This window comes from Micrococcaceae bacterium Sec5.1 (genome assembly GCA_039636795.1).
In the GTDB taxonomy this organism is placed as follows: domain Bacteria; phylum Actinomycetota; class Actinomycetes; order Actinomycetales; family Micrococcaceae; genus Arthrobacter.
In genome coordinates this window covers 2,126,302-2,141,525 of the sequence record CP143430.1, presented here as the reverse complement: position 1 = coordinate 2,141,525, position 15,224 = coordinate 2,126,302, and the positions used below count along the sequence as shown (strand labels likewise).

At 61.2% G+C, this 15,224-nt stretch carries 11 protein-coding genes and 2 pseudogenes; 11 read left to right on the top strand and 2 right to left on the bottom strand.

Features of this window, described 5'->3' with window-relative positions; translation table 11 throughout:
• The first annotated feature begins 282 nt into the window (after positions 1-282).
• The 11 genes and pseudogenes from VUN82_09925 to VUN82_09875 all read left to right on the top strand — a co-directional run bounded on the left by VUN82_09925 (position 283) and on the right by VUN82_09875 (position 12,918).
• Complete coding sequence (locus tag VUN82_09925; GenBank protein ID XAS74116.1) at positions 283-1,500, top strand: transposase family protein; 1,218 nt, start codon at positions 283-285, stop codon at positions 1,498-1,500.
• A gap of 95 nt (positions 1,501-1,595) precedes the next feature.
• Positions 1,596-2,342, top strand: coding sequence for a transposase family protein (locus VUN82_09920; GenBank protein XAS74115.1), 747 nt, complete (start codon positions 1,596-1,598; stop codon positions 2,340-2,342).
• 915 nt (positions 2,343-3,257) lie between these two features.
• On the top strand, positions 3,258-3,899 hold the full coding sequence (locus tag VUN82_09915) for a GntR family transcriptional regulator (protein XAS74114.1): 642 nt from the start codon (positions 3,258-3,260) through the stop codon (positions 3,897-3,899).
• Positions 3,900-3,907: 8 nt separating this feature from the next.
• A complete protein-coding gene (locus VUN82_09910; protein ID XAS74113.1) occupies positions 3,908-5,428 on the top strand; it encodes an MmgE/PrpD family protein in 1,521 nt (506 codons plus the stop codon).
• Entirely contained in the window at positions 5,429-6,334 is a 906-nt protein-coding gene (gene prpB, locus VUN82_09905; GenBank protein ID XAS74112.1) for a methylisocitrate lyase, read from the top strand.
• A 27-nt stretch (positions 6,335-6,361) separates the two neighbouring features.
• Positions 6,362-7,498, top strand: coding sequence for a bifunctional 2-methylcitrate synthase/citrate synthase (locus VUN82_09900; protein ID XAS74111.1), 1,137 nt, complete (start codon positions 6,362-6,364; stop codon positions 7,496-7,498).
• 146 nt (positions 7,499-7,644) lie between these two features.
• On the top strand, positions 7,645-7,854 hold the full coding sequence (locus tag VUN82_09895; protein ID XAS74110.1) for a hypothetical protein: 210 nt from the start codon (positions 7,645-7,647) through the stop codon (positions 7,852-7,854).
• A gap of 132 nt (positions 7,855-7,986) precedes the next feature.
• Positions 7,987-8,412, top strand: a complete 426-nt coding sequence (gene panD, locus VUN82_09890; GenBank protein XAS74109.1) for an aspartate 1-decarboxylase — start codon at positions 7,987-7,989, stop codon at positions 8,410-8,412.
• Positions 8,413-8,630: 218 nt separating this feature from the next.
• A complete protein-coding gene (locus tag VUN82_09885; GenBank protein ID XAS74661.1) occupies positions 8,631-9,206 on the top strand; it encodes an adenylate kinase in 576 nt (191 codons plus the stop codon).
• Positions 9,207-9,478: 272 nt separating this feature from the next.
• A pseudogene (locus VUN82_09880) lies at positions 9,479-9,586 on the top strand (transposase).
• Positions 9,587-10,867: 1,281 nt separating this feature from the next.
• A pseudogene (locus VUN82_09875) lies at positions 10,868-12,918 on the top strand (glycogen debranching N-terminal domain-containing protein).
• A gap of 199 nt (positions 12,919-13,117) precedes the next feature.
• Here VUN82_09875 and VUN82_09870 read toward each other — a convergent pair.
• Together VUN82_09870 and VUN82_09865 are read right to left on the bottom strand one after the other, a co-directional pair.
• Positions 13,118-13,288: a hypothetical protein gene (locus VUN82_09870; GenBank protein ID XAS74108.1), complete on the bottom strand. Its 171-nt coding sequence runs from the start codon at positions 13,286-13,288 to the stop codon at positions 13,118-13,120.
• Between the two features lie 192 nt (positions 13,289-13,480).
• Positions 13,481-14,872, bottom strand: coding sequence for an AMP-binding protein (locus VUN82_09865; GenBank protein XAS74107.1), 1,392 nt, complete (start codon positions 14,870-14,872; stop codon positions 13,481-13,483).
• Between the last annotated feature and the right edge of the window lie 352 nt (positions 14,873-15,224).

The following is a 15,224-nucleotide window of genomic DNA, read 5'->3' as shown; positions in this document are numbered from 1 at the left end:
TCCATATAAGAAAATAGTCGTTCAAGCGCTTCTTTGTCAGTCATCAACTTCTCATTTCCATCCATGGATCTTGCAGCAGTTTGGTGTGACCTACTCCCCCATGGAACCTCGGCACGCCCCAACCTGTGTCAGGCCTCACATAAATACTGACGGGGGGAGTATCGATTGTCAAGGGGCCGACGAGACTCAGCCAGTGTGCTCGCGAAATCCTGGTGGTGCCTCAGTTAGGGATGCTCGCGAAAGTGCTGGCCGGGTCCGGGGCGGGCGCGGTGTCCTTGAGGGATGGGCGAGTTGTCGATGGAAGCGCGTCGGGAGATCACGAAGAAGCAGGGCCTTGAGTATGCGCGGGCGGGCAAGAAGCGCAAGGGCGAGGTTCTGGATCTGGTAGTGGCCGTGACGGGATGGTCCCGGGCCAACGCTCGGCGGCAGTTGACGGCGGCGGCGAAGCGGCGCGGGGTGCCGCGGAAGGTTCCCAGGCGGCGGGAGCGTAAGTATTCGGCTACTTCCATCACGGTCCTGGCCCGGGTGTGGAGCCTTGTCGGTGAGCCGTGCGGGAAGTATCTGGCCGTGGTGATGGAGGATTCGCTGGAGGCTTTGGGGCGTTTTGATGAACTTGGTCCCGTGGCTGCTTTGCTCACAGCCGAGGTCCGCAGAGAGCTGCTGTCAATGTCGGGGGCGACGATCGACCGCTATCTGCGCACGGTCAAGGCTGCCCGGTATCCGAAGCCTCCTTCGCCGACGAAGGCCGGGACAATGCTCCGGCAGGACATCCCGGTGCGGTGGACGGGCACTCCGATGGAACAGCGGCCGGGGTTCCTGGAAATCGACACGGTCGCCCATTGCGGCGACAATCTGGTCGGAGACTATCTGTGGACCCTTACGGCAACAGACGTGTTTCTGGGGTGGACAAGGACAGTGTGCATCAGAAGCCGCGGACACCGGTTGGTGCTCGATGCCATCAAAGCCATCATCGAGGAACTGCCCTACCCGGTCACGGGCATCGACTTCGACAACGGCGGGGAATTCGTCAACCATCAATTCGTGGCCTGGGCGGCCGAGGAGAACATTCCGCTCACCCGCGCCCGCCCGTACCAGCACAACGACAACGCCCACGTCGAGCAGCGCAACAACGACTGGGTGCGCCGGCATGCGTTCCGTTACCGGTACGAAGGTCCCGAGGAAATGGTGTTGCTCAACGAGCTCTGGACCCTGGTGAACCAGCGGAAGAACTACCTGTTGCCCATGAAGAAGGCCGCGGGCTGGAACAAACGCCCCTCAGGCCGGACCCGGCGGGTTTATGACCAGCCGCGCACCGCCTACCTGAGACTTCTAGACACAGGAATCCTGGACCCCGCAGCAGCCAAAGAGCTCAAGGACATCCACGACTCACTCAACCCCGCCGAAATCACCCGAGAGATCAATCAGATCCAAACCAAGCTCATCACCCGGGTCAAACTCCGCGCAGCGACCGGCACCACCAGGATTTCGCGAGCAATTTAGCTGAGGCACCCGCCGCCATCACGCGAGCACATTGACATGAGGCACCACGGGCTGCCCGGTATCCGAAGCCTCCTTCGCCGACGAAGGCCGGGACAATGCTCCGGCAGGACATCCCGGTGCGGTGGACGGGCACTCCGATGGAACAGCGGCCGGGGTTCCTGGAAATCGACACGGTCGCCCATTGCGGCGACAATCTGGTCGGAGACTATCTGTGGACCCTTACGGCAACAGACGTGTTTCTGGGGTGGACAAGGACAGTGTGCATCAGAAGCCGCGGACACCGGTTGGTGCTCGATGCCATCAAAGCCATCATCGAGGAACTGCCCTACCCGGTCACGGGCATCGACTTCGACAACGGCGGGGAATTCGTCAACCATCAATTCGTGGCCTGGGCGGCCGAGGAGAACATTCCGCTCACCCGCGCCCGCCCGTACCAGCACAACGACAACGCCCACGTCGAGCAGCGCAACAACGACTGGGTGCGCCGGCATGCGTTCCGTTACCGGTACGAAGGTCCCGAGGAAATGGTGTTGCTCAACGAGCTCTGGACCCTGGTGAACCAGCGGAAGAACTACCTGTTGCCCATGAAGAAGGCCGCGGGCTGGAACAAACGCCCCTCCGGCCGGACCCGGCGGGTTTATGACCAGCCGCGCACCGCCTACCTGAGACTTCTAGACACAGGAATCCTGGACCCCGCAGCAGCCAAAGAGCTCAAGGACATCCACGACTCACTCAACCCCGCCGAAATCACCCGAGAGATCAATCAGATCCAAACCAAGCTCATCACCCGGGTCAAACTCCGCGCAGCGACCGGCACCACCAGGATTTCGCGAGCAATTTAGCTGAGGCACCCGCCGCCATCACGCGAGCACATTGACATGAGGCACCACGGGGGCTATCTTGCCCCTTGCCGAGGGAATGACTCGGCCTGGTCCGGGAAAATTCACCATCGAGCAGCCCGAAGGAACGGGACACGCATGGGGCCTCCGCCGGAACTTCAAGATGCAACTCGTCACGAAGTCCTTAGGACCAGGCCTTTACGGCACGATCCGAGTCAGCCCAACGACGGGCGACGACGACTATCCGGGGGGCATCTGTTGACTAATGCACGGGACCGTCAAAATTCCGCCGGCGACTTGCTCACGACGTGAACTCGCACACAAAGAGACCCCTCGCCTAGCGATCATGGCAGGAGCGGCACGCGGCTTCGCGCCGCAGTTGTCCTCCGCCTAGCCAGGAATGGCCCCGCCGTCGCCGCCCTGGCCTCGCGGAAGAAGCACAGGTCCTCTATGTCGCCGGTGGGCCGCTGGGCTGACCTTGATGACATGCTGAGATGCGCTGGTAGAGATGGTGGTGGCGGGGAGCTCCCGGGACAGCCACCAGCGCGGTGTGTATGACGGGTTCGAAGAGAGTGACCCCTTCACCTTCAAGCCATCTTGAGAGCGTAAGCGTCAATATGATCATCTACCCCGTCACTCATCTACAAAGTGCCATGGGTTCAGCATGCAGATTGGACAAGCTGAAGGTTGAGCGCAAAGAGCCTCGACGGAGATGCGAGCCGTGCACCCTTCCGCAAGGGCGTCGGTCTTTCGTCGATGCGGCCTTGCCCACTCTTCGTTGGGCCAACTGGTGGGAGTGCGTATCTTTTGCTTCTTCACCCCCGCACCCCACCTCGCGCGCCCCGCCGTTTGTATACAAACTAAGGCTTATTCTTCCTTTACTTTGCTTAAGGCTACATGTGTGTATACATTGGCTAGATGCGCGCTAGTCAACGGGCTTACCAAGCCCTCCGTGAAGAGATCTTGGAGTGGCGTCTCCTGCCGGGAACGGTTTTGGCCGAAGTCGAACAATCCGAGCGGCTCGGCGTGTCTCGAACTCCGCTCCGGGAGGCCCTTGGACGATTGGGCGCCGAAGGTCTAACGCAGACTGCCCGGGGTCGCGGCGTCGTCGTTACCGATATCTCGCTTGAGGACATCGACGAACTGTTCGAGCTCCGCGAGACACTCGAAGGCAAGGCGGCGGCGCTGGCTGCCGAGCGGGGCGACTCAGCAGTTTTTCGGGAGCTGCACGAAGACCTGATGGCAGCTCCTGGGCTCATCAGCGGTGCCGATCCTGCGCGCCACGCTTATTACGCGCTCGTTAGCCGCCTCGATGAGGCCATCGACAACGCCATCGCCAACTCCTACCATAAACAGGCGATGCGGAGCTTGCGGGTGCATCTTGTGCGGGTCCGGCGGTTGGCCGCCGACGACGCCATCCGGCTCACAACCGCAGCCGCGGAGCACGCTGCCATTGCCGAAGCCATCGCCGCGGGGAGCCCCCGGCTTGCCGAAGCCGCCACCACACTTCATCTGCACCGCAGTCTTTCTCATCTCAAGGCCACCCACACGCCTCAATAAGGAGCATCATGGTCAAGAACAACCACCTCCGCGTCTACAGGAGCGAAGAGAACCTTCCCCGTGCCGAGCAGTTGGCGCATAAGATCGCCCTGGTCGCCGCCGACCCCGTCGACGTCACTCCCGAGGTCACGGAAATGGTGATCAACCGGATCATCGACAACGCGTCGGTGGCCATCGCCTCGCTGAACCGCGCACCCATTGTCGCGGCACGTGCCCAGGCATTGACGCATGGGCCGTCCACGAACGGCAAGGGCGGGCACGTTTTCGGGATCACTGAACGGGTCTCCCCGGAGTGGGCGGCCTGGGCCAACGGGGTCGCTGTGCGGGAACTGGACTACCACGACACATTCCTCGCTGCGGACTACTCCCACCCGGGAGATAACATCCCGCCAATCCTCTCCGTCGCCCAGCACGTCGGTGCCAACGGTGCCGACCTGGTCCGCGGCATCGCCACCGGGTATGAGATCCAGGTGAACCTGGTCAAGGCCATCTGCCTGCACAAGCACAAGATCGACCACGTCGCCCACCTCGGCCCGTCCGCCGCAGCCGGGATCGGCACGTTGTTGGGCCTGGATGTTGAGACGATCTTCCAGTCCGTGGGTCAGGCCCTGCACACCACCACCGCCACCCGGCAGTCCCGCAAGGGCGAAATCTCCACGTGGAAGGCCCACGCCCCGGCCTTCGCGGGCAAGATGGCCGTCGAAGCGGTGGACCGTTCCATGCGCGGACAGACCTCGCCCGTGCCGATCTACGAAGGCGAAGACGGCGTGATCGCCTGGATGCTGGACGGTCCGGACGCCGCCTACGAGGTCCCGCTGCCGCTGCCCGGTGAAGCGAAGCGCGCCATCCTGGACACGTACACCAAGGAACACTCCGCCGAGTACCAGGCCCAGGCGTGGATCGACCTCGCCCGCAAACTCAACCGCGAACACCCCGAAACCACCGATCCTGCAAATGTGAAGTCGGTGCTGATCAAGACCAGCCATCACACGCACTACGTGATCGGCTCGGGCGCGAACGATCCCCAGAAGTACTCCCCCACAGCGTCCCGGGAAACCCTGGACCACTCCATCCCGTACATCTTCACCGTCGCCCTGCAGGACGGCGCCTGGCACCACGTTCACTCCTACGCCCCCGAACGGGCCGCCCGCCCGGACACCGTGGAACTCTGGCAGAAGGTCAACACCGTGGAAGACCCCGAGTGGACCCGCCGCTACCACTCCCTGGACATCGCAGAGAAAGCCTTCGGCGGTTCCGTGGAAATCACGCTCACCGACGGCACCGTTATCACCGATGAAATCGCCGTGGCCGACGCGCACCCGCTCGGTGCCCGGCCGTTCGCCCGCGAGCAATACATCAACAAGTTCCGCACCCTCGCTGGCGGTCTGGTGGAGGAAGCCGAAATCGAACGGTTCCTCACCGCCGTCGAACGCGTCACCGAACTCGGCGCAGGCGAACTGGACCAACTGAACATCACCGCAGCCCCCGGCGTGATCGACCTCGCGGCAGCTCCGAAGGGACTGTTCTAAATGCTGTACTCCAAAACCACACCCGAACAGAAAAGACTGAAGCTGCGGGAACTGCTGGCCTCCGGGACCGTGCACCAGTTCCCGGGCGCGTTCAACCCGCTCTCGGCCCGGCTGATCGAGGAAAAGGGCTTCGCCGGGGTCTACATCTCCGGCGCGGTCCTGGCCAACGACCTCGGCCTGCCCGACATCGGCCTGACCACCCTCACCGAGGTGGCCACCCGCGCCGGGCAGATCGCCCGCATGACCGACCTGCCCTCCCTCGTGGACGCGGACACCGGCTTCGGTGAACCCATGAACGTGGCCCGCACCATCCAGGAACTCGAAAACGCAGGCCTCGCCGGCTGCCACATCGAAGACCAGTTCAACCCCAAACGCTGCGGCCACCTGGACGGCAAAAACGTCGTGGACATCGACACCGCCACCAAACGCATCCGCGCCGCAGCAGACGCCCGCCGCGATCCGAACTTCCTCATCATGGCCCGCACCGACATCCGCGCCGTCGATGGAATCCAAGCAGCCAAGGACCGCGCCAAAGCCCTCGTGGACGCCGGCGCCGACGCCATCTTCCCCGAAGCCATGAAGGACCTGCACGAGTTCCGTGCCATCCGTGACGCCGTGGACGTCCCGATCCTCGCCAATATGACCGAATTTGGCAAAAGCGACCTCTTCTCGACGAGAGAGCTGCAGGCCGTGGGCGTCAATATGGTCATCTACCCCGTTACCCTCCTCCGCAGTGCCATGGGGGCAGCTGAACGCGTTCTGGACACACTCAAGAGACTGGGAACTCAAGAAGTACGTGTTCCTGAAATGCTCACCAGAGTCCGGCTCTACGACCTCGTGGATTACGAGGCCTACAACAAATTCGATTCCGGCATCTTCAATTTCCAAATCCCCCACGTCCGCTAGTACAGGGCTGCAACGAAGGAGTTCAGCATGACTGACACAGAGATCAAAAAGGGCCTCGCCGGCGTCGTGGTGGATTACACCGCCGTCTCCAAGGTCAACCCCGACACCAACTCATTGCTCTACCGGGGATACCCAGTACAGGAACTGGCCGCAAAATGCAGCTTCGAAGAGGTCGCCTACCTGCTCTGGAACGGCGAACTGCCAACCCCGGAACAGCTCACGGAATTCACAGCCCGGGAACGGGCTGGCCGGGCACTCGACCCTGCGCTCAAGGCCATCATCGACGCCTTGCCCAGCGAGGCACACCCCATGGATATCTGCCGCACGGCAGCCTCGGTGCTGGGAGCACGGCACGAGCTGGCAGAAGATTCGTCGCCCGAGGCCAATATGAACAAGGCCATCGACCTTTTCTCGGCGATGCCCGCCGTCGTGGCTTACGACCAGCGCCGCCGGCACGGCCTGGATGTCGTGGAGCCCCGCGACGATCTCGGCTACTCCGCCAACTTCCTCTGGATGACCTTCGGCGAAGAGCCAGCAGACGACGTCATCGAGGCCTTCGACGTCTCGATGATCCTCTACGCGGAGCACTCCTTCAACGCTTCAACCTTCACCGCCAGGGTTGTCACATCCACCCTCTCGGACCTCCACTCCGCCGTCACCGCGGCTATCGGTGCTCTCAAGGGCCCCCTGCATGGCGGAGCCAACGAAGCCGTCATGCACACCTTCGAGGAAATCGGCATCCGCAGCGAAGAATCCCTCGAGAAAGCCGCGGCCAGGGCCCGGGCCTGGATGGAAGACGCCCTGGCCCAGAAGAAGAAGATCATGGGCTTCGGCCACCGCGTCTACAAGAACGGCGATTCCCGCGTTCCCACCATGAAAGCAGCCCTGGACAAAATGATCGCCCACTACGGCAGGCCCGAACTCCTAGGCCTTTACCAAGGGCTTGAGAAAGCGATGGATGAGGCCAAGGCCATCAAGCCTAACCTCGACTACCCTGCCGGACCCACTTACCACCTCATCGGCTTCGACACTCCCACGTTCACACCGATCTTCGTCGCCAGCCGCATCACCGGCTGGACCGCCCACATCATGGAACAGGCGGCGTCCAACTCCCTCATCCGCCCGCTCAGCGCATACAAAGGCCCAGACCAGCGCTCCCTCTAACCGGCAGTCCACTGCCCAAATTCCTGCGGTGGGGCGCCGGATGATCACCCGGATCATCAACTAATCGCAACGGCTCACGGCGCCACACCGCCGGCTCCCCTGACAAACGCGGGTAGAGCCAATAGTCGTGTATTGAGGAGCAAGGATTGGACCTCCACCTACAACCAGATTGGCAACGCGCCCTCGGGCAGCTCGTAGAAATCTGGAAAGACGGAAAATTCATCCGCGAAGGAATAGTGGATGCCGTCATGCCTGACGACTCGCTGCTCTGGATCTCACTGGACGGCACCGCTTCAAGGCAGATCATTGCCCGTCATGACGGATACCAGGTCTTTACGCACTTCCTACCCACCTAGGTCCTCGCAAAGAGGACAAAAAGTCACAGAGACGCGGTTGGCTGAGCGGCCTGCCGCCGTCGCGCTTTGCCCGCGATGCCAAATCGACTACATCGTCTGGGCCACAAACCGGGAGTTAAACAGGAGCATCCCATGAACCGAACAATGTTCAAGTCAAAAATCCACCGCGCCACCGTCACACACGCTGACCTCCATTATGTAGGCTCAGTGACGGTAGATCTGGATCTACTCGACGCCGCCGACATCCTCCCCGGTGAGCTCGTAGCCATTGTCGACGTAACCAATGGCGCGCGCCTGGAAACATACACCATCGCCGGTCGACGTGGCTCAGGCGTAATCGGCATCAACGGCCCCGCAGCGCACCTGGTGCAGGAAAACGACATAGTCATTCTAATTACCTACTCCGAAATGACTACCGAGGAAGCCAAGAACTACGATCCCAAAGTGGTCCACGTTGACGAAAACAACAAGGTGGTCCATCTCGGCAGCGATCCCGCCCAGGGACTTACGCCGGGACTGTTGCGCCCACCGTTCGCGCTTACCAACGCTCCACTCTAGACGCTCAAAAGCCCAGGACATCTCGTGTCGGAATTACACCTGAGGGTCAGTCGATCCATTCAGCCCGATGATGCTCACAACAGTCTTATGCTCGGCCTAAATCTAAACAAAGCGTCGACCCGCCACCGTCTATAGGGCGGGCGCGGAGTACTCCGACCAGCAATGCAGACCAATAACGAAGCGCACCACTACGAAGAAGGCTATTGCAGATGACCAGAATGTTGATTGTGGGACCACCAGGTTCCGGTAAGGGTACGCAGGCCGAACGCATCTCGGAGCGACTCCAGGTCGTCGCGATCTCCACCGGAGACATCTTCCGCGACAATGTGAAAGGGCTGACCTCTCTCGGCTTAGAAGCCAAAAAGTACCTAGACGCTGGCGATTTCGTTCCGGACGGCATCACGAACAAGATGGTGCGTGAGCGCCTCGGCGAGCCAGACGTCGAACACGGCTTCCTCTTGGACGGTTACCCGCGCACCCTGGCCCAGGTGGAATACCTGGACCGTATACTCGCCAAGGGCATGCAAAAACTGGATGTCGTACTGCGGCTTACCACTGATGACGAGGAACTCGTGGTCCGACTGCTTGCCCGCGCGAAGGACACCAGACGTACTGACGACAACGAAGCCGTCATCCGCCATCGCCTGGACCTCTATCACAAGCAAACCGAAGCAGTTGTGGCAAAGTACGCCGAGCGCAACATAGTAGCCCAGGTGGACGGCAGCGGAGCGATCTCTACGGTCACAGATCGGATCATGCGGACCATGACGTCGGTCCATTCAGCCCACCCGTAGCCAAATTCCTGACTGAGTACTATTGGCCAGGCAAGAGCAGGGAAGGTTCACGGGGCGGGGGTGAAGGGCTCCACCCGATCTTTCCCACAGCGCCTATGCTGGGCCCGGGCCAGCGACCAGTTGAAGAACCCGGTGCACGACCTCAGGTTCCAAATAGTTTGGCTGCAGGGCTCTCTTTGGCCTTCTTAAATTACATGGTCTGATCGACCAGAATGTCATATTTTCCGATTCTTACCGGGATCAGCCGGCAAAGGATCCGTCAGGTTAAAGCAAACCATCGCCGGGTGGTGGAGCGCATCATTTACCGGTATCGGCGTGGGATCGCTTGGCGTGACGTCCCGGCGGAGTTTGGTCCATGGCAGATGATCTGGAAACGCCACCGCCGCTACAGGGGAGACAGACCTGTGACAGGATCCTGGCCGGGCGGCTGATGGATGAGACGACTGTCACAGCCCACGAAAATTGAGACATGCCACTCCTTGGCAGCCTCTCATATGCTCCCCTACTTCCAGCAGTGCGCTGCAGGCTGGCTTTAAGAATCGGCATCATTTTTCGTGTCCGTTGGGCTACACCCCAACCCGACGTCGGGCCGTGTGGCTGGGAGGATTCGCCTGTCGGCGGCTCCGGTGTTGTTCTCGGACACTTGCCGACCGGCAATAGGTGACATCGCCAGCCCCTGCCCCAAGCGATTTCCATCAAGTCCTAATTCTTTGGACTATTTCGTTGATTATCGGGCTACCGCACCGGAGTTTTCTTCCCCTCGACTGTCACGATGGCATCTGAGAACACCAGGATCCACTGTCAATAAAACGGAGATCCAGCGCTATTCTGCCACCAACGAAGATCGTCGCGCCGAATTTCGCCCGCCAGATGAGGACAGAGACCGGTGCCCGCAAGTTGGCCACGGGCTGCCCGCACCCCGTCCAACGCCACTCGACGGCGAGGCCACCTCGGAGGAACCTCGACGGGTGCGGCACATAGCGGACCATCCAACGGTTTCTGCTCCCTCCCGTATAACGAGATAGCTACTTGACCGAATACCGTTATCGGCGGTCGGAAACAGCGGGTGAGTGCCCGCAAAAGGGGCTCTTTCCTGCCATTATTTATGGCGTTTCCTCCCCATGCCTTGGAAGTCAGAGCTGCTCAGCCAGCACCCGGTACGGCGGGAGCAGCTCCACGCGAACCTCCAAGACCGAGTCCTGTCCAGCCCCGTCCGGACTTTAAATTTTCCCATGCAACCCATTTTGCAGGCATGACGTACCCAGCACTAAGCCAGGGTGGCCTCTCCTCCGGTGCGGCCTGTAGCTTGACGAAAGGCGGGCTATCGCCGTTCCAATACAACGCAAACGGAACCCGTAAACTAATGCCGGAAGCTCTGCAGGGTCTGAAGCTCTTTAACCAATTGCCGGGCTGCTATGGGACCTTGGCCGCCATAACCGCCCGGAACCAAGGCGTGATTTTGAAAGTCCTCCCAGTGTCCCCCAGAGGCGGGAGTTCATGCATCGCCCCCGTGCATTCCCTAACCTTGGCAATCCGGATCTTGTCCAGGGTCAGCTCTGGCTCGGACTTCAAGCCCGAGTAGTCTTGTTTGGAGAAGCGGGGGTGTGTGGGGGCAACGCTGACAGATAACGGCGCGTGTTAGTTTCTGTGAGAGGTCTTCGATGGCAGGATGGAATGCTGATACTGCTGCGGGCCCAATGGGTGCCGGGGCGGTCACTCTGGTCGAGGGGTCGTCCTTCTGCATTTCTTCGCCCAGTGGGCACATCAACAGCGGACACCCGCACGGTCTTTTCGTGCAGGATGCCCGCATCCTTTCAGGCTGGAGCTGACAGTTGATGGGCAGCCACTGGAGCCGCTGGCAGCCGAGACGAAGGAGCCGTACAGGGCACTGTTTATCGGACGCGTGGCGCGCTCCGATGGCTACGCCGACAGCCAGCTGATCGTGGAGCGGCTGCGCCGGTTTCCAGGAGCAGATCACGATTCGCAACTACTCCCTTGAGTCGGCCGAATGCGTCATCGCGCTGAGGATCGAGGCGGACTTCGCGGATCTCTTCGAAGTGAAAGAGGCAAGGATCCAGCGGCGCTGGGACGAAACCCGCCAGGCTCAGGGCACCACGCTTACCATCCAGGGCGTCTGGCAAGACGTCCGGAAGGCCACGGCTATCCAGGCACCCGGCGCCGACATCGCCTCGGATGGCGTGATGTACCGGGTATCTGTGCCGGCGCATGGACACTGGAGCACAGTCGTGACCGTGCTGCCCAGCATGGGGAGAGTCTCTTCCGCTACGGCCTTCGTTCATCCTGACGGAGACGGCTTGTCCCCCCGGGACCGGCGCCGACGTGAGTGGGTGGCAAGAATTCCCGTGCTGCAGATTGGCAATAGGTCGATCGAACGGACGCTGCGCCGCAGCTACGACGACCTGGGTTCCCTTCGCATCGAGGACCCGGACCATCCTGACCGGGTTGTAGTGGGCGCTGGCGCGCCATGGTTCATGACGCTGTTCGGCAGGGACTCGCTGTGGCCTCATCAATGGCTCTGACGGTGGATCCGTCCCTGGCGCTAGGCACGCTGCAGACACTGGCGGACCGCCAAGGTACCGTGGTGGATCCGGTGAGCGAGGAGGAACCAGGCAAAATCCTCCATGAGCTTAGGCTCGACGTTTCCAGCGGGCTGTCTCTGGGCGGCCAGATAAACTACTACGGCAGATCGATGCTAAGCCGCTGGACTGGATCCAGCATTACGGCGACAAAGACGGTGACGGGTTTGTCGAGTACGAGCGCCTCAATCCTCACGGGCTTATCAGCCAAGGCTGGAAGGACTCCTGGGATGGCATCAACTTCGCCGACGGCACAATGCATACCTGTCCCGCGCGTGGCTGGCCTACGACGCCGGTGAGCCGCTTTGGGTGACGAGCTCGCCGATCGGGCGTCACAGCTGAAAAGGCAGTTCAACGAGGAATTCTGGATCCCCGAACGGGGCTACTATGCCATCGCCCTCGATGGCTCAAAGCGCCAGGTGGACGCGTGCGCTTCGAACATTGGGCAATGCATGTTATTTGGCCTCATCGATGAGGACAAGGCCCCGCAGGTGGTGGAGCATTTGATGTGCCCGGAGATGTTCAGCGCCGGGGGCGTGCGCACCTTGGCAAGGAACATGGGTGCCTACAACCCCGCCAGCTAACACAACGGCTCGGTCTGGCCCCACGACAACGCAATCGTCGCAGCAGGCCTCCTCCGATATGGCTTCGTGGAGGAAGCCCAGCGGGTGCCCACTGCTATGCTTGAAGCCGCGGACTACTCTGACGGCCGCCTCCCAGAGCTGTTTTGCGGATTCAGCCGGGAGCAACTCACTGTACCTGTCCCGTATCCGACAGCATGCTCACCGCAAGCCTGGGCAGCGACCTCTCCCATCCTGTTGGTGACGAGTCTGATGCGCTACGATCCTATCGTTTCCGTCGGCGGCATATGGATGGATCTCGTGCTCGGAGTCGTATGGGCACCTGCACATCACCAATGCTCCCTTGGGAGGTGGCCGCATCACCATTGACATTGCTGATTCGGTTCCCTCCGTCCAAGGACTGCCAGAGGGGTGACGTTCCACCGGGGGCACCGTCCATGGATGTCTGAATTAGTCGAGCAGGCCGTTCAGCGGCGGGCAGAGGGTCAGCCCCAGAACGGACGGCTTGGCCACCCTGGCGCAAATTTCCCCTGAGGGCCGGAGACGGTCCTCACGGCTGCCCAAGACCTCAATGCGGCGGTATTAGTCCGGACCGGACTTACAAGAGGACGTGGACGGCCTGGTCGAAACCCTTGGTCGGTTCCGGCGCCAGACGGGATACCCTGGCAAAAAGCCCCGCCGGGATGACGACTGAGCTCCCGGCGGGGAGCCGCGGCAGAAGATCTGGATCCGCCTAGAGTTCGAAGAGTCGGGAAAAGCGGCCTGTCCATCTAAATGTGGGAGTCTGCTTGGAGAGGAAGGCCTCGATACCGATCTCAGGCTCGCCGCAGACGGCCATTTCACGTTGCCATGCGTCATTGGCCTTCGCCAGGTCCGCGCATCGGGACTCTTCCGTGATTTTCACGGCGAATCTCTCGTCCAGTTCACCGAGGGTGATTTTCCAGCCGTGAGGTACCGCTTGCGGGACTGTACCGCGATAGCGGCGTCATAGGCTTGCCCTTGATTGGTGAAGTTTTAGCGCGCAGACACAACCGTACTCATCGCAGGCGTGTGTTCTACATGCCAAATGCCCTCCTTGTGCGCCAGATACCTGGGTCTACCGCAGTTGATTGAGTCGCGTGTCGTTGTTCTTAATCCACTCCAGAAACATCTTGCGGTCTATTTTTCCTCTGTCTGTAAGGGGAATCTCGCTGAGCAAGTAGTAGTGCAGCGGCCTCTTGTCTTTGCTCAGGAGTGCTTCCAGGCCCGAGTTGAGTGTGGTTGGGGTGAGCCCTCCGCAGGAGGCCACGACCCCGGCCACCACACGCTGGCCTCGGAGGTCATCTGGCATACCAATTGCCACGGCGGTCTCTACGCCGGGGATGGAGGAAAGGGCGAGTTCGACCTCGTGCGGGTAAATGTTTTTACCTGCCGTGTTGATCATGTCCGAGCTCCGCCCGAGAATGTGCAATTCGCCGTCCTGAAGGTAGCCCTGATCGCCCACTGTGACGTGGCCGTCAAGGTAGTGGAGAGCTTTACCGTCATCACCCCAGAGGTATCCCTGACACACTCCGGGGCTTTTGACGCTGATGTTCCCGGGCGTGCTCTCTGGCAAGCGCCGCCCCAAATCGTCGAGGATCTGTACTTCTACGCCGGGAAATGGCCGGCCTATGGCGGTGCCCGCGGCATCCAGCGGTGCCCGTGCGGGGAGGCCACGGCCTGAGACGAAGCTGAGTTCCGCGGCACCGTAGTACTCGAAGATCGTGGCGTTCGGCGCCCAGCGCCGGGCGGCTTCCAGTGTCCGGGCATCCAATTTGGATCCAGCGCAGATGATTGTCCTGATCCCGGAGGCGTCAACCGATGCCATGAGACCGCGTTCGCTCAAGAGCCGGAGCATCGTGGGGACGAGAACCAGTCTTGTAATCCCATCATGCGTGATCACAGCGTGGGCATCTCCGACTTCGAAACCGTGCAGGGTATGGAACGCGGTACCTGCGTAGAGGCACTCGGAGAGCGCGTAAAGACTTAAACTTGCCGAGAGCGGACCGGGTGCAAACGTCTTGTCGTCCGGGCGAAGGCCGAAAAAGTCGATGGACGCGTCAAGAGAGGCCTGCCAGGACCGGCGGGAGCGCGTAAAGGCCTTCGGCGTCGACGTCGTCCCTGCCGTGAACCCAATGAGGAACGCAGAGTCAGGGTCCCCGTCTTCCAACACAGTACCCGCGCCCCACGACGGGGAGGGCAGCCTGCGAAGAATCTCTTCCCTGGCCTGTGGCGTCCACGCGGGATCCAGGACCGCAATTTGCCGTTCCCCGGCGATTCCCGCACAGTAAAGCGCGGCAAATTCGGCCGTGTTGGGTTCGGACAAAATGTACAGGTCCGGAGTGGAAGGGAGGAGTTCCGCGGCTGCTCCACGAAGCTCAGACCAGCTGAAACCGCGGCCGCCGACGGCGATGGCCGTGTCGTCTGGGCGGAGGTCCGCCCACATCTGAATTCTGTTCAGGAATGGCACCCGTTCACGTCCTATTGATGGGTATGGCTTTCCGGCCCAGTTGCAGGACGGCAAGCACCAACCCGGTGATGTTCCGTCGAGGCCCAGGCTATCGATGAGCCTTTTTTGGCGGCGTCGGTCAACCGCGATAAGCAGGTTGCCCCTGTTTGAGCAGCAGCTGCCCCTTTCTCCACACTGCGCAAAGGCATCAGCGTGAGCCGCCGGGGTCAATTGGCACCACGTCAGCGATCCCAGCCGGGTGGAGGTGGACAGCGTCGCACTAGATGCTCATGAATGTCCACCAGCCTTCTTTCACCGATGTCTGTGCGAATCCACGCGACGCCCAACTCCAGCGCCGTCTCTTGGATCACAC